Source organism: Streptomyces sp. NPDC005402, from assembly GCF_040606575.1.
Lineage (GTDB): Bacteria > Actinomycetota > Actinomycetes > Streptomycetales > Streptomycetaceae > Streptomyces.
Genome location: NZ_JBEXFB010000006.1, coordinates 208,981 through 224,225 on the forward strand (window position 1 = coordinate 208,981; position 15,245 = coordinate 224,225).

Annotated in this window: 11 protein-coding genes and 2 pseudogenes; 7 read left to right on the forward strand and 6 right to left on the reverse strand. The window is 70.8% G+C overall.

Translation table 11 applies throughout. The features are described 5' to 3' along the window. Window positions 1-217: 217 nt before the first annotated feature. Window positions 218-1,234, reverse strand: coding sequence for an aspartate-semialdehyde dehydrogenase (locus ABZT02_RS13900; RefSeq protein WP_356017508.1), 1,017 nt, complete (start codon window positions 1,232-1,234; stop codon window positions 218-220). A gap of 202 nt (window positions 1,235-1,436) precedes the next feature. Between ABZT02_RS13900 and ABZT02_RS13905 the strand changes: the two genes are divergently transcribed. Both ABZT02_RS13905 and ABZT02_RS13910 read left to right on the forward strand, forming a co-directional pair. Then, on the forward strand, window positions 1,437-1,961 hold the full coding sequence (locus tag ABZT02_RS13905) for a sigma-70 family RNA polymerase sigma factor (protein WP_356017510.1): 525 nt from the start codon (window positions 1,437-1,439) through the stop codon (window positions 1,959-1,961). Window position 1,962: 1 nt separating this feature from the next. Continuing rightward, a complete protein-coding gene (locus ABZT02_RS13910; protein ID WP_356017513.1) occupies window positions 1,963-2,667 on the forward strand; it encodes a hypothetical protein in 705 nt (234 codons plus the stop codon). Window positions 2,668-2,728: 61 nt separating this feature from the next. Here ABZT02_RS13910 and ABZT02_RS13915 read toward each other — a convergent pair whose 3' ends face one another. Together ABZT02_RS13915 and ABZT02_RS13920 are read right to left on the reverse strand one after the other, a co-directional pair. Then, window positions 2,729-6,022, reverse strand: a complete 3,294-nt coding sequence (locus tag ABZT02_RS13915) for a S8 family serine peptidase (protein WP_356017515.1) — start codon at window positions 6,020-6,022, stop codon at window positions 2,729-2,731. 242 nt (window positions 6,023-6,264) lie between these two features. After that, window positions 6,265-6,363: pseudogene (locus ABZT02_RS13920) on the reverse strand (CGNR zinc finger domain-containing protein); the annotation flags it as partial. 6 nt (window positions 6,364-6,369) lie between these two features. Between ABZT02_RS13920 and ABZT02_RS13925 the strand changes: the two are divergent. From ABZT02_RS13925 to ABZT02_RS13940, 4 genes and pseudogenes are all read left to right on the forward strand, one after another. After that, window positions 6,370-6,534 (forward strand): annotated as a pseudogene (locus tag ABZT02_RS13925) (pyridoxamine 5'-phosphate oxidase family protein); the annotation flags it as partial. Between the two features lie 9 nt (window positions 6,535-6,543). Next, window positions 6,544-6,990, forward strand: a complete 447-nt coding sequence (locus ABZT02_RS13930; protein WP_356017517.1) for an NUDIX hydrolase — start codon at window positions 6,544-6,546, stop codon at window positions 6,988-6,990. 233 nt (window positions 6,991-7,223) lie between these two features. Continuing rightward, window positions 7,224-8,990, forward strand: coding sequence for a TIGR03767 family metallophosphoesterase (locus tag ABZT02_RS13935; RefSeq protein WP_356017519.1), 1,767 nt, complete (start codon window positions 7,224-7,226; stop codon window positions 8,988-8,990). 98 nt (window positions 8,991-9,088) lie between these two features. Continuing rightward, the gene (locus ABZT02_RS13940) at window positions 9,089-10,237 is read left to right on the forward strand and encodes a serine hydrolase domain-containing protein (protein ID WP_356017521.1); all 1,149 of its coding nucleotides are present in this window, start codon (window positions 9,089-9,091) and stop codon (window positions 10,235-10,237) included. Window positions 10,238-10,348: 111 nt separating this feature from the next. Here ABZT02_RS13940 and ABZT02_RS13945 read toward each other — a convergent pair whose 3' ends face one another. Continuing rightward, complete coding sequence (locus ABZT02_RS13945; RefSeq protein ID WP_356017524.1) at window positions 10,349-11,407, reverse strand: hypothetical protein; 1,059 nt, start codon at window positions 11,405-11,407, stop codon at window positions 10,349-10,351. A gap of 206 nt (window positions 11,408-11,613) precedes the next feature. Beyond that, complete coding sequence (pepN, locus tag ABZT02_RS13950) at window positions 11,614-14,196, reverse strand: aminopeptidase N (RefSeq protein WP_356017985.1); 2,583 nt, start codon at window positions 14,194-14,196, stop codon at window positions 11,614-11,616. Between the two features lie 136 nt (window positions 14,197-14,332). Here pepN and ABZT02_RS13955 point away from each other — a divergent pair, with 136 nt between their 5' ends. Continuing rightward, window positions 14,333-14,995 (forward strand): DsbA family protein, encoded by a 663-nt coding sequence (locus ABZT02_RS13955; protein WP_356017526.1) that lies wholly within the window; start codon window positions 14,333-14,335, stop codon window positions 14,993-14,995. A 7-nt stretch (window positions 14,996-15,002) separates the two neighbouring features. Here ABZT02_RS13955 and ABZT02_RS13960 read toward each other — a convergent pair whose 3' ends face one another. After that, the gene (locus ABZT02_RS13960) at window positions 15,003-15,212 is read right to left on the reverse strand and encodes a hypothetical protein (protein WP_356017528.1); all 210 of its coding nucleotides are present in this window, start codon (window positions 15,210-15,212) and stop codon (window positions 15,003-15,005) included. Window positions 15,213-15,245: the final 33 nt, after the last annotated feature.

Here is a 15,245-nt window from a genome sequence, read left to right on the forward strand (position 1 = left end):
CGCTCCAGCGCGTCACGCACCGAGTGCTTGCGTACAGACGCCGATCGGCCCGCACAGCCCGGCCGTGACGCACCGCTCCCGCAGCCGGACCGCTCCGCCGCAGTCCCGCGCCCTGCCCCCGCGCACGGACAACCTGGCGCGGCGGTACCCCGGCGATGCGCTCGCCCCGGCGGGGAAGCGCCGTTTCCGGCGCCCCGCCCGATGAGTCGGACAGGTGTCAGCCCTTGAGCTCCGCCGCCACCAGCTCCGCGATCTGGACCGCGTTCAGCGCGGCGCCCTTGCGGAGGTTGTCGTTGGAGATGAACAGGGCGAGGCCGTTGTCGACCGTCTCGTCGCGGCGGATGCGGCCGACGAAGGAGGCGTCCTGGCCGGCGGCCTGGAGCGGGGTCGGGATGTCCGAGAGGGTCACGCCGGGGGCGCCCGCCAGGAGCTCCGTCGCCCGCTCCGGGGAGATCGGGCGGGCGAAGCGGGCGTTGACCTGGAGGGAGTGGCCGGAGAAGACCGGGACGCGCACACAGGTGCCGGAGACCTTCAGCTCGGGGAGCTCCAGGATCTTGCGGGACTCGTTGCGGAGCTTCTGCTCCTCGTCGGTCTCGTTCAGGCCGTCGTCGACGAGGTTGCCCGCGAAGGGCAGGACGTTGAAGGCGATGGGCCGCTTGTAGACCTGCGGCTCGGGGAAGTCGACCGCGCCGCCGTCGTGGGTGAGCTTGTCCGCGTCGGCGGCGACCTTCTGCACCTGGCCGTGCAGCTCCGCCACGCCCGCGAGGCCCGAGCCGGACACCGCCTGGTAGGTGGTGGCGATCAGCGTCTGCAGGCCCGCCTCGGTGTCCAGCACCTTCAGGACCGGCATCGCGGCCATGGTGGTGCAGTTCGGGTTGGCGATGATGCCCTTGGGGCGGTCCGCGATGGCGTGCGGGTTCACCTCGGAGACGACCAGCGGGACCTCGGGGTCCTTGCGCCAGGCCGAGGAGTTGTCGATCACGACCGCGCCCTGCGAGGCAACCTTTTCGGCCAGTGCCTTCGAGGTCGCGCCGCCCGCGGAGAACAGCACGATGTCCAGGCCGGTGTAGTCGGCCGTCGCCGCGTCCTCCACCGTCACACCGTCCAGGACGGACCCCGCCGAGCGCGCGGAGGCGAACAGGCGCAGCTCCGTGACCGGGAAGTTCCGCTCCTTGAGGATCCCGCGCATGACCGTGCCGACCTGTCCGGTGGCTCCGACGATTCCGACCCTCACGGTGACTCCCTATCTCTTCGCACTTGACCGAGGCTTTTCCATCATGCGGCCGACCCGGGGCTTCCTGTCCAATTCTTTGCGCTCCATGCCCGAGGAGTGGAACGCCGGACGGTGTGACGTACACCTCCAAGAAATTTCCCCGGACCCCGCCGAACGTTTTCCGCCCCACCCGCGTCGTAGGAGAAACGCGGCGAGGGGAGGGGTGTCGGTGCTGCGCAGAATCGCCCGCCGGACCCAGGGGGACGACCCCCTGGACGCGGCGCAGGAACGCCGGGTGCGGGCCGTGCTCGCCCTGGGCGGGGTGCCGCAGGCGGACCTGCCGGACGGGGTGCAGCAGGTTCGCCTGCGGTTGCTGGAGCGGGCGGCGAAGGGGTACGAGGCGCCACGGGACGTGTCCGCGTGGGCCGCCGTCGTCGCCTCCAACCTCGCCATGGACTGGCACCGGGCCAAGAAGCGCCAGGAGCGGCTGGGGGAGCGGCTGGCCTCGCTGCGCCAGCACGAGCACTCCTCCGGGGAGGACACCAGCGTGCTCTCCCTCGCCGTCGCCCAGGGCCTGGACGAGCTGCCCGACCAGCAGCGCCAGGTCCTCGTGCTGCGCTTCTTCGCCGATCTGCCGGTGCGCTCGATCGCCCAGGAGCTGGGCGTCCCGGAGGGCACGGTCAAGAGCCGCCTGCACACGGCGGTACGGGCCCTGCGCGCCCGCCTGCACGAGGACGAGGTGGTGTGACATGAGCGCCGAGAACGAGACGTACGACGGCGACGCGCTCATGGCCGCGATCACCGGTGAGGAGCTCGGCGACGAGGCCCGCGCGGACACCGCGTTCCTGGCCGAGTACCGGGCGGCCGAGGCCGACCTCGGGCTGCTGAGGGAGCAGCTCGGGATTCTCGGCGAGACCCTCGCCGAAGCGCCGCCCGCCCCGGTACCCGTTCCGCTTCGGTCCCCCTCCCGCGCCCGCCGCCGCGCCCGCACCCTGGCCTTCGGCACCCTCGCGGTGGCCGCCGTCGCCGGTGTCGTCACGGGTCTCGGCTGGCTCGTGGGGCACGGCGGGGCGCAGGACCTGAGCTCGGCCGACTCCGGGTCCTCCAAGGCGGAAGCCGGCGTCCGCTTCGGCAGCCCGGGCTACCTGGCCTGCGCCACCACGGTCGCCGAGGGCGAGGTCACCGCCGTCAAGGAGCTCCCCGCCACCGGGGAACTCCAGGTCACCGTGCACGTGAGCCGCTACTTCAAGCAGACCCGGAACCTCGATCACCTCACGTACGCGGTGAGCGAGTACGACCTGCCCGAACCCCTCGCCAAGGGCACCCGTGTCCTGTTCGGGGTGACGGAGGGCTCGCCGACCCCCGACCACTGGGTCGTCGGGGAGCAGGAGATCGCCCGGGAGCGGGCCTGGGTCACCGCCTCGCTCCCGGCCTCGCGCGGGCTGACCTGCTAGGGGCACGAGAAAGGGCGGGCGCCCCTCGGACGCCCGCCCCTTGTCGCCGTACGGAGAAGTGTTACGGCGTGACCTTCTCGATCTTCACGTTGCCGACGCCCGCGACCGTGCCGCGCGCGTTGACGAGGCTGACCTGGCCGAAGAACTCACGGCCCTCCGGGGCGGCCGCCAGGGCGGTGACGCTGCCGGAGACGGTCGTCGAGGCGCCCGTGGCGAGCTTCACCGGCGCGTCGGAGACGGAGACCGTGCCCAGGGTGCTGGAGAAGAACACGTCCTGGTAGTCGTACGCCGTGGACCCGGCCGGGACCGAGTAGCCGGCGACCTCGATGGTGTACGTGCCGGCGGCGGGCGAGGCGACCGAGACGGCCTCCTCCGAGTCACCGTCGGCGGACTGGCCGACCACGGTGCCCGCCGCGTCGTAGACCGTCAGGTCCAGGTCGGCGGAGACGTCGGAGACGTTGCCGATGGCGACGTCGAGCGACTTGGCACCCGCGGGCACCTCGACCGTGGTGGTCTGGGTGGCGCCCTCGGCGATGGTCGGGCGGGCCGTCTTGGACGAGCCGAGCGGGCCGCCGGCCAGCTTGCCGTCGAACGCGGCGAGGGTGTTGGTCACCTTCCAGGAGGCGGTGGCCGGGGTACCGACCTTGGCCTCGGGGATGGTCACGGTCTCCGGGTCGAAGACCGCGCCGTAGACGGCGACATCCAGCTTGTACGGGTTGTCGAGCAGCGGCGAGGTGCGGCGCGCCTCGACCTCGATCTCCCAGACACCGGCCTGCGGGTCGGCGTAGGAACGGGCGTCGGGCTTGCAGCCGTTGCCGTCGAGGTAGTTGTTGTAGCAGTACGGGGTGCCGGTGTTGTCGACCGGGACGCCGTAGGGGTGGATGGCGATGAAGCGGGTCTGGCTCTTGTCCTTCAGCCCGCCGATCGCGACCTCCAGCGACTTGGCGCCCGCGGGCACGGTCACGAAGTACGACTGGGTGCTGTTGCGCTGCACGGTGTTCGACGCGGTGTAGGTGTACTTCACCGGCGCCGAGACGACGACCGTGGTGAGGATCTGCTGGTCGAGGCCCTCGGTCTTCGGGTCGTCGACGACCAGGATCGCGCTCTTGAGACCCGCGGACCTCGGCTGGGCCTGGACCTTGACGGTCACCGGCTGGTTCAGCGGGAGCCTGATGTCGTCCTTGCCGAGGATCCGGAAGGTGTCACCCGCGTTGTTGCGGAAGTGCAGGTCGTGCCGGATCGCCTTGTCCGCGCCGGACGTACGGGTGATCGTGACGTCGTACGTCTTCTTCTGACCGGTCTTCAGGCCGCCCTCGCGGTCGTAGAGACCGGTGCCGTAGCCCGGGGTCTTCAGGAGCTGGTCGATCGCGGTGTCGACCGGGGCCTTCACGGTGTAGGTGTTCGCGGTGGCGCCGTCCTTGATGGCGTCCCAGGCGTCCACGATGTCGATGAGGCCCGCGCCCTCCTCGTACGCCTGCACACCCTTGATGTGGTCGGCGGTCGAGGTCAGGGCGGTACGCAGGGTGGCCGGCGTCAGCGCGATGTGCTTCTGCTTGGCGGCCGAGATCAGCAGCGCGGACGCGCCCGTGGCCTGCGGAGAGGCCATCGAGGTGCCCTGGAGCATCGAGTAGCCGGCCGGCAGCGTGTAGCCCGACTCGGCGACCGGGGAGCCCGGCAGCCAGGTCTGGGTGGTGTTGATGGCCGCGCCGGGGGCGGACAGGGTCGGCGTGAAGCCGCCGTCCTCACGCGGACCGCGCGAGGAGAACGGCATCATCGCGTACTTCTTCTCCACGGCCGAGCCGTAGTTGGCGGCCCAGGTCGCCTTGGAGATGGTCGCGCCGACCGAGATGACCTTGTCGGCCAGGCCGGGGTCGCCGATGGTGTTCGCGCCGGGGCCGGAGTTGCCCGCGGAGATCACCAGCTGGACGCCGTAGGTGTCGATGAGGCGCGTGTAGAGCTCGGCGCGCGCGTTGTTGCCGTCGTTGAGCGCGGGCAGGCCGCCGATCGACATGTTGACGATGTCGACACCGCGGTTGACGACGAGGTCGATCATGCCCTCGGTCAGCGCCACGTTGGTGCAGCCGCCGGTCCAGGTGCAGGCGCGGGAGGAGACGAGCTTCGCGCCCGGGGCCGCGCCGTTCATCCGGCCGCCGAACAGGCCGTTGGCGGCGGTGATGCCGGCGACGTGGGTGCCGTGCTCGGACTCGATGACGCCGATGTTGACGTAGTCGGCCTTGTTGCCGGCGGCGTCGAAGACGACGTCCTTGCGGATCTCGACGACGAAGGGCTGGCGCTCGGCGACGTCGGTCGCCGGGTCGTCGGTGCCGAAGTACCCGACCTGGAAGCCGTCCTTGTACGGCTTCATCGGGGTGTCGTCGGAGAAGTCGTTGTTGTTGTTCAGGTCGACCCGGACGGTTCCGGCGGCCGCGTCGTACAGCACGCCCCAGACGTCGGTGGTGTCGCCGTCGCGGTTGGCGTCGCCCTTGGCGTCACCGCCGGCGGTGGCCGACTCGCGGAACAGGTTGAACTGGTAGGAGCCCGCCGGGGCCTTCCAGGTGGCGCCCGCGATGGTGAAGGCCGGGCCGCTGACGGGGTTGTTCATCCGCCGCCAGGTGGCGTCTCCGTCGGAGACCGGGTCGGTCGACGTCACCCAGTCGACGATCTTCCGCTCACCGGTGGTGGTCTTCTGCAGCGCCGGGTGGCCGAGGTCCACGCCGGAGTCCAGGATGCCGATGGTGACCCCGCGGCCGTCCGCCTTCGGGTGGTCCTCGACGAAGTCGACGGCGCCCGTCTCGAAGGACGGGTTGTACGGGTTCTCGGCGGGGGTCTTCGCGCTCGGCGCCGGGTAGGTCTTCGTGGCCTTGTGCGCGGCGCCCTTGGCGGTGTCGGCGCTCGGCCTCGGGTCGTCCAGCGGGATGTCCTGCTTGACGTCGATGCCGTGCACGGAGGAGAGCTTCGCGGCGGCGGCGATGGCCGAGTCCGCCTTCGCGGTGGGGACGGTGGCCCGGACGTAACCGAGCTTGTCGTAGGTGAGGCCCACCAGGCCGCCCTTGACCGCGTCCAGCTCCTCGGCGACCTGCTCGGTCCTGCCGGGGGCGGTGGCGATCATCAGCGTGATGTTCTTGGCACCGTCGGCCTTGGCCGCGGCGAGCGCGTCGGCGTCGTCCGAACCGAGCTTCTCGTCGGCGGACTTCAGGCCCGGGTCCGACGCCGCGGGGGTGGTACCCGACTCGGCGGAGAAGGCCATGGGTATCGGCCCCGCCGCCGAGAGCGCGGCGACCAGTCCGGCGGCCGCCGCTATTCGCGCCACACGTCTCGCGCCCGATATCGGAGCGTGCTGGGGGGTGAGGGTCATCGGCATCCCTTGTAGGTAAAGGAACGAGCGGGTGTGTGACCGGGTCCGATCGGACCTGGCCACGGTGATCCGGAAGAAGACCCCGGATGACCGCACAGCTTTACGCACGGGAAGGATGTTTAGGGAGAGTTGACCGAATCGATATGGGTGTATGGGGAAAACCCGCGATGCCCTTTGGGGACATCGGTGAAGACCCGCAAGAAAGCGCGCAATTCGCCCCACGCGCCCTTTGGGCAACCTTTTCAGGCGTCCCTGGGGCGCGCGTCATGCCGGGACGCCTTCGCGCGGTTGCCGCAGACCGCCATCGAGCACCGGCGCCGGGCGCCGTTCCTCGACGTGTCGTCCGGACGACCGGCACGGCACTCCAGCTGACCGGGGAGGCGGCCACCGCGTTCGGCCCCGAGTGCAGGGTCCGCTGCACCGCGCGGGAGGCCGTCGAGACCCCGTCGGCGCTCCCGCTGCGCTGGTCCGCGCCTCAATACTCACCGGCCAATCCGGACGAGGCGGACTAACTTGCGGGTATGCGCGAGAAGTTGAGGGTGGCGGCCTACGCCATATGCGTTCGCGAGGGACAGATCCTGCTCGCCCGCTGGATCAACGACGGCGTGCCGGAGTGGACCCTGCCGGGCGGCGGGATGGAACACGGCGAGGACCCCCACGACACCCTCCTGCGGGAGGTGTACGAGGAGACGGGCTACCGCGTCGAGGTCACCGGCCTGCTCGGGGTGCGGTCGGTGCGATTCCCGTCGCGACGCCGCTTCGGGCGCACGGTCGACCAGCACCATGTCGGTCTCGTCTACGAGGCCCGCGTCACCGATGGCGAGCTGCGCTTCGAGGTCGGCGGTTCCACGGACATGGCCGAGTGGCACGACCTCGACGCGGTACCGGCGCTGCACCAGGTCCCGCTGGTCGACTTCGGTCTGCGGCTGTGGCGGGAGCGGCCGGTGGCCGGACGGCCCGGGGGATAGGTGTCGTACCCCGGCAGATGAACACGGAGTGACCGCCCTCGGGCCGTTCGACGAGCGCTCCTGAACGCGCGGGGTGGGCCAAGATCCACGTACGGTGATCGGCGTTGCGCGTTGCCGTCTCGTTCACGCGCAGGTCATCCCCGATGCCAAGCATCCAGTGAGAGCGGGTTGTTCGCGAACGCGATCACCCCGCGACCACTGCCGACGCAGTTCGCACTCGGGGAGATCGCGCCATGTCGCGCACACGCTCTGTCGCCAGCACCACGCTGGGGGTCCACCGCCGTACCGTCCTCGCCGCCGCGGGCGCGGCCGCCGCCTCCGCAGGGGTCGGCTACGCCCTGCGGCCCACCGACAGCCAGGCCGCGACGACCGGTGCTCCGGCCGAGGCACCGGTGGCCCAGACCGTCCACAAGGCCGCCGCCCCGGTCGAGGCCCCCCTCGCCCCCTACACCCGCGGCACCACCGTCGCCTCCGTCGCCGCCCCGCGCACGAGCTCCGGCTACCGGCGCCTGGGCAATGGTCCCGGCTGGAGCCGCAAGGTGCGTTCCGACCTCGCCGCCCCGAAGGCCGGGCGGGCCGGCCGGCGTACCCCGCTGGCCGCGTTCGTGCAGCTCACCGACCTGCATCTGATGGACAGCCAGCACCCGATACGCCTGGAGTACCTGCGCTCCATCGACGCGCACGCCTGGCGGCCCCAGGAGGCGCTGACCGTGCCCGGCGCGATCTCGCTCGTCGAGCGGATCAACGCGTTGCGGGGCGCCCCCGCCACCGGCGCCCCGCTCCAGTTCGCCATGACGACCGGCGACAACACGGACAACAACTCGCGCACCGAGCTGGACTGGTTCCTGACCGTCATGAGCGGCGGCCGGATCACCCCCAACTCCGGGGACCCGCGCCACTACGAGGGCGTCCAGAACAGCGGCCTCAAGCAGTACTGGCAGCCCGACTCGACCACCCGCGACCAGGACAAGCAGCTCGGCTTCCCGCACCTCCAGGGCTACCTGGCCGCCGCCGTCCGGGAGGTGAACAGCCCCGGCCTGACCATTCCCTGGTACTCCACGGTCGGGAACCACGACAGCCTGCCGCTGGGCTGCTACGGCCACGGCGACTCCTGGCTCGCCGAGTACGCCGTCGGCGGCAAGAAGCTGATGTCGCTGCCCGCGTCCGAGGGGAAGAAACTCCAGGACATGATCAGGAAGGCATCCGACCCCCAGGGCCACGCCTTCCGCGACCTCCTCAAGGCGCACACCCGGAACATGCGCTCGGTCACCCCCGACGAGCGGCGCGCCCCCTACACCGCCCGCGACTACCTCACGGCCCACCTCGACCCCGCGTACCGCGGCGTCGGCCCGGTCGGGCACGGCTACTCCACCGCCAACCTCGACGCGGGCACCCAGTACTACAGCTTCCGCGTCGCCGACGACGTCATCGGCATCAGCCTGGACACCACCGACCCGGGCGGCCACTTCCAGGGGTCCATCGGCACCGGGCAGCTGCGGTGGCTGGACCGGACGCTGCGGGCGAACAAGGACTCCTACGTCGTCGTCTTCAGCCACCACACCAGCGACTCGATGGACAACACCCGCCCCGACCCGGCCCACCCGGGTGAGCGCCGGCACAACGGCCAGGAGGTCGTCGCCCTCCTCGCCCGTCACAGCAACGTCCTCGCCTGGGTGAACGGCCACATCCACCGCAACGCGATCACCGCCCACCCGGCCCCCGACGGCGGCTCCTTCTGGGAGATCTCCACCGCCTCCCACATCGACTTCCCGCATCTCGCCCGGGTCATCGAGCTGGCCGACAACAAGGACGGCACGGTCTCGGTCTTCACCACCCTGATCGAGTCCGCGGCCCCCCACCGCACCGACTTCACCGACCTCTCCCAGACCGGCCTCGCCGCCCTCTACCGCGAACTGGCCTACAACGCCCCCGGGTCGAGCAACAAGCTCGGCGGCGGCTCGGGGGACCGGAACACGGAGCTGGTTCTGAAGAAGGGCTGAAAAAGGATCAACCCCCTGATCCGCCTCAACCTTCCCCCGCAGGTGCCGGTCTCTCCCGCCGAGCATGCTCGCCGAGCGTGCCCGGACTGGGGGAAGACATGACCGTACGTACGACTGTGATGGTGGCGGCGACGACCGTGGCGCTCACGGCCGGCTTCGCCGCCCCGGCGCTGGCGGCGCAGTCCACCGGAACCGGTGACGATCACCGCGCGACCCGGCAGGCCGTCCGCGCCGCGGTGAAGGACGGCGTGCCGGGGGTGACGCTCACCGCGAAGGACGGCCGGCGCACCTGGTCGACCACCGCCGGGGTCGGCAACCTCAGGACGCACGCGCCGCGTTCGGCGGACGACCGCTACCGCGTCGGCAGCATCACCAAGACCTTCGTCTCCACCGTGCTGCTCCAACTGGAGGCGGAGGGACGGCTGTCGCTCGACGACACGGTGGACAAGTGGCTGCCCGGCGTGGTCCACGGCAACGGCCACGACGGCAGCCGGATCACCGTCCGGCAGCTCCTCAACCACACCAGCGGGATCTTCAACTACACCGCCGACGAGACGTTCGGGCGCACGTACTTCCTCAAGGACGGCTTCTTCGAGCACCGTTACGACACGCTGACTCCCGAGCGGCTCGTCGCGACCGCCATGGCCCACAAGCCGGACTTCGCGCCGGGCACGTCCTGGAACTACTCCAACACCAACTACGTCGTGGCCGGCATGGTGATCCAGAAGGTCACCGGACGGTCGTACGGCGAGGAGATCCGGCACCGCGTCATCGAGCCGCTGCATCTGACCGCCACCTCGGTGCCGGGCACCCGCGTCACCGTTCCGCGGCCCAGCAGCCGGGCCTACTCCAAGCTGGCGCAGACCGCGACGGGGCCGACGTACGACGTCACGAAGCTGAACCCCTCCCTCGCCTCCTCGGCGGGCGAGATGATCTCCGACTCGGCGGACCTGGACCGTTTCTACTCGGCCCTGCTGAAGGGCAGGCTGCTCCCCCCGAAGCAGCTGAAGGAGATGAAGACCACGGTGCCCGTCGAGGGCATCCCGAACGCCGGCTACGGCCTCGGTCTCATGGACCGCAAGCTCAGCTGCGGCGTCCACGTCTGGGGCCACGACGGCGGCATCCACGGCTCGAGCTCCGTGGCCGTGACCACGGCCGACGGCAAGCACTCCGTCTCCTTCAACTTCAACGGCGACTGGTCGGGGGACAGCGACGCGGTGGTCGAGGCGGAGTTCTGCGGCGAGTAGCCGCGCTCGGCGACAGCGCGGCGATCACGCGCCGGCGCGAACGAGGAGGGGCCCCGGCTCCCCAGCGCCGTGGCCCCTCCTCTCCCCTCCTGATCCCGCCCCGGTCCGTCACTACCGGGGCAGCACCACGACATAGGCGGCGGGATCTCGGTCGCCGGAGGCCATGAGCGCCGTACGGACCACCGTCGCCTGCTGTTCCATCGCGTCCCGGAGCTTGCGCGGGGTGATGTGGACGACCGTGATGCCGAGCCGCTCCAGGTGCTCGCGCTTGCGGGCGTACTCGGACCAGAGCGCGTCGTCGTCCTGCCGGTGGCCCTGACGCGGGGCGCGGGTGTCCAGTTCGACCGCGACCGCCTGCTCCGGCCAGTAGGCGTCCAGGCCGCCGAGGTGGGGGCCGCCCGGCAGCCTCAGGTCGACGTTCCACACCGGGTCGGGGAGGCCGTACTCCTCGACCATCCGGTACAGACGGTCCTCCGCGATGGCGCGTCCCTCGGCGAGCAGGGAGTCCACGGCGTCGACCACGTGCGGGCGGCTCAGCAGTTTCGCGTTGTTCAACTCCCGTACGACCGCTGCCGGTTCGCAGTGTCCGCCGCGTACCGCCTCCGTCAGCAGCCGGCGTACCGCGCCCGCGTCGGTCAGTTCGGTGACCGCGTCGGCGAGGGCGCGGGGCACCGGGGCGACCGGGACGCCGGTGACCTGTTCGGCGGCGGGGAGCGACGACGTGCGGACGATCCGCACGCCGCCCGTCGAGCGCAGCCGGCGCATCCTCGGGACCAGGACGTCGATCCGGTCCAGGGAGAGCAGCGGCGGGGTCGAGCTGAAGCCGTACAGCGTCAGCGCGGCGAGCCCGGTGATCATCGCCTCCGCGTACACCGGGCGGTGCGGCTCCTCCGCGCCCGGCTGCGTCGGGACCCCGGCGCTCTGCTCCCGTGCCGCGTACATCAGCACCGCGTGCAGCCGCTCCTCGCTGGTCGGCGGGCCCGGGTGGAGCAGGAAGACACCGGGGAGGATCTGCTGCCAGGGGCCGCCGGGCCGGCACTGCTCGTTGGCCTCGGCGACCGAGACGCCGGTCGCACGCAGCCGGCCGGCCGTCACGACACGGCGGTGCACCTCGGAGAGGTGACGCAGGGGACGGGGGGAGAGCGGGGGGACCGGGGTGTTGTGGTTCATGCAGCGGAGATTCCCGCCTCCGGTCCGCCCGCTAACCGCTGTTACACGCTCGTCGACAAATACGGACAAGGCAGCACTAAAGGACGGGTGTTCGGATGCCGAGCAGGGAGCGAAAACCCCTGGTCCATTCGGGTGGGACCAGGGGTTACGGCTGCTATTGACAGGATTTCGTAACGGCTACCGGACGCCCAAGCTCAGGCCAAAGGTCATCCGTGATTGACGGCCCGCGCATCGCACTCCTGCCCCCGCAGCGCCCGCGCCAGATCGTCCCGCCCTTCCAGCACCAGCCTCCGCAGCGCCGGCGCCGCGTCCTCGTGCGCCGTGAGCCACGCGTCGGCCGCGTCCAGCGTCGTCCGCGGGTCCTGCAGGGAGGGGAACAGCCCCGAGACGATGTTCATCGCGATCTGGATCGAACGGTCCTGCCAGATCCGCTCGATCACCGCGAAGTACTTCTCCGTGTACGGCGCGAGCAGCTCCCGCTGCGACGGCCGGTTGAACCCCGAGATCGTCGCCTCGGCCAGGGCGTTGGACAGCGCGTCGGACTGCACGACCTGCGCCCACGCCTGCGCCTTCACCGCCTCGGAAGGGCGGGCGGCCAGACAGCGGACGTGATGGCGCTTGCCGGACGCGGTGTCGTCGCGGGCGAGTTCGGCGGCCAGCGCCTTCTCGTCGGCGATCCCGTGCGCGGCGAGCGGTTCCAAAAACGCCCACCGCAGCTCCTGGTCGACGTCCAGCCCGGCGATGTCCGCCGTGCCGTCCAGCAGACCCTGCAGCAGCTCGAAGCCGCCCGGCCCCCCGGCCGTCCGCGCGAAGAACCGCGCCCACGCCAGCTGCTGCTCGCTGCCCGGCTCGGCGGCGTACAGCTCCCGCTCGGCCCCCTCGGCGAGCAGCGCCCCGGCCCGCTCCCGGCCCTCGGGCGCCACGTAGTGCGTGAGCGCCGACTCGGCCCAGGCGTGCAGCATCTGCAGGACGCCGATGTCCGACTCGCGGCCCGCGAAGCGCAGCACGATCTCCATGAACTCCCCGGCCGGGAGCAGCGCGTCCCGCGTCATGTTCCACAGCGCCGACCAGCACAGCGCGCGGGCGAGCGGGTCGGTGAGGTCGCCGAGCGCCGACTTCAGGGTCTCCAGGGAGCCCGCGTCGAAGCGGGTCTTGCAGTAGGTCAGGTCGTCGTCGTTGACCAGGACCAGCGCGGGAGCCTCGGCACCCGCCAGTTCCGCAACGACCGTCCGCGGACCGTCGATGTCGGCCTCGGCGCGCGCGTACCGCACCAGGCCGCCGTCCTCCACGCGGTACAGGCCGATCGCCACCCGGTGCGGACGCAGCTCCGGGTGCGACTCCGCGGCCTCCTGCACCACCGCCAGCTCGTCGACCCGCCCCTCGGCGTTCAACAGCACCTGCGGGGTGAGGGAGTTGACCCCGGCCGTCTGCAGCCAGGACCGGGCCCAGGTGCCCATGTCCCGCCCGCTGGTCTCCTCCAGCACGGACAGCAGGTCACCGAGCCGTGTGTTGCCGTACGCGTGCCGCTTGAAGTAGCGCCGGGCGCCCTCCAGGAACGCGTCCTGGCCGACGTACGCGACGAGCTGCTTCAGTACGGAGGCGCCCTTGGCGTACGTGATGCCGTCGAAGTTGAGCTTGGCGTCCTGGAGGTCGCGGATGTCCGCGGTGATGGGGTGCGTGGAGGGCAGCTGGTCGGCGCGGTAGGCCCAGGCCTTGCGACGGTTGGCGAAGGTGATCCAGGCGTCGGTGAAGCGGGTCGCGCCGACGTTCGCGAAGGTGCCCATGAAGTCCGCGAAGGACTCCTTCAGCCACAGGTCGTCCCACCACACCATGGTGACCAGGTCACCGAACCACATGTGTGCCATCTCGTGCAGGACGACGTTGGCCCGGCTCTCGTAGGACGCCCGGGTGACCTTGCCCCGGAAGATGAACTCCTCGCGGAAGGTGACGAGCCCCGGGTTCTCCATCGCGCCGAGGTTGTACTCGGGCACGAACGCCTGGTCGTACTTCCCGAAGGGGTACGGGTAGTCGAAGTGCTCGTGGAAGAAGTCCAGGCCCTGCTTGGTGACGAGGAACACGTCGTCGGAGTCGAAGTGGGGGGCGAGCCCCTTGCGGCACAGGGCGCCGAGGGGGATCTCCAGTGTCGTGCCGTCGGCGAGAGTACGGGAGTACGAGTCGGTGACGTAGTGGTACGGGCCCGCCACCACACAGGTGATGTACGTCGAGATCGGCTTCGTCTCCGCGAACCGCCAGACCCCGTCGTTCTCCGAGCCGACCCCGTTGCTCCACACCGTCCAGCCCTCCGGCGCCCGCACCTCGAAGCGGAAGGGCGCCTTGAGGTCCGGCTGCTCGAAGTTCGCGAAGACGCGGCGGGAGTCGGCGGGCTCGTACTGCGTGTAGAGGTAGACCTCGCCGTCCTCGGGGTCGACGAAGCGGTGCATGCCCTCGCCGGTGCGGGAGTAGGCGCACTGGGCGTCCACGATCAGTTCGTTGTCGGCGGCCAGGTCCTCCAGGGCGATCCGGGAGCCGTCGAAGACCTCGCCGGGGTCGAGGTCCCGGCCGTTCAGTGAGAGAGCCGTGACGCTCGGGGCGATCAGGTCCGCGAAGCTCGTGGCCCCCGGCTCGTTGCACCGGAAGCGGATCGCGGTCACCGACCGGAAGGTGCGCGGACCGTCCCCGGCCTGGTCACCGACCGCCGAGCGCAGGTCGAGGGACACCTCGTACCCGTCGACGGACAGCAGGCGGGCCCGCTCCCGGGCCTCGTCACGGGACAGATTCTCACCGGGCACGGCGATGCTCCCTCGGATGGTGTTCAGCATGCGGACAGGCCCGATCCTGCCATGTGCTCCTGACATCGGTCAGCCGGGAATGGGGCGGGCGACGGCCGGTGTTGCCGGTGGAAACGAACACTTCTCTAGGAGACCCATGTCCGAGACCACGAGTGCCTCCGGCAAGACCCCCGTCGACTTCTGGTTCGACCCGCTGTGCCCCTGGGCCTGGATGACCTCCCGCTGGGTCCTGGAGGTGGAGAAGGTCCGGGACATCGAGGTGCGCTGGCACATCATGAGCCTGGCGGTGCTCAACGAGCCGAAGATCGACGAGCTGCCCGAGGAGTACCGCGAGCTGCTGGAGACCAAGGCCTGGCAGCCGATCCGGGTGGTCACCGCGGCCTGGCAGAAGCACGGCTCCGACATCCTCGGCCCGCTGTACACCGCACTCGGCACCCGTATCCACAACGAGGGCCAGGGCCCGACGCGCGAGGCCGTCGAAGGCGCCCTGGCGGACGTCGGCCTGCCCGCCGACCTGATCGAGTACTTCGACCAGAAGGACTTCGAGTTCGACGCCGAGCTGCGCGCCTCCCACAAGGAGGGCATCGACAAGGTCGGCCAGGACGTCGGCACCCCGGTCATCGCGGTCCCCGGCGCGGACGGCGAGCAGATCGCCTTCTTCGGCCCGGTCGTCACCCCGGCCCCCAAGGGCGAGGAGGCGGCCAGGCTCTGGGACGGCACCCTCGCGGTGGCGTCGGTCCCGGGCTTCTACGAGATCAAGCGCACCCGTACGAAGGGCCCGGACTTCAGCAACCTGTAGGGCGGGCTCACTTGGAGTCGGGCTCGGGGAAGGTGCCGCCGTCCTTCACGTCACCCCGCCGCTGGTATCGCCGGCAGCTGCCGCGGGAGCAGCGGTAGTACGCGTTCAGGCGGGCCCACTTCGGCTTGTGCTCGCGGACGTGCGCTCTCTCCTTGTCGTCCCTGAGCGGTTCGAACTCCTCGGACGAGCCGCAGTTCGGACACGGCATCTTCGGCATGTGACCCTCCGGTAGCCCGCGGCCGGGGACCTC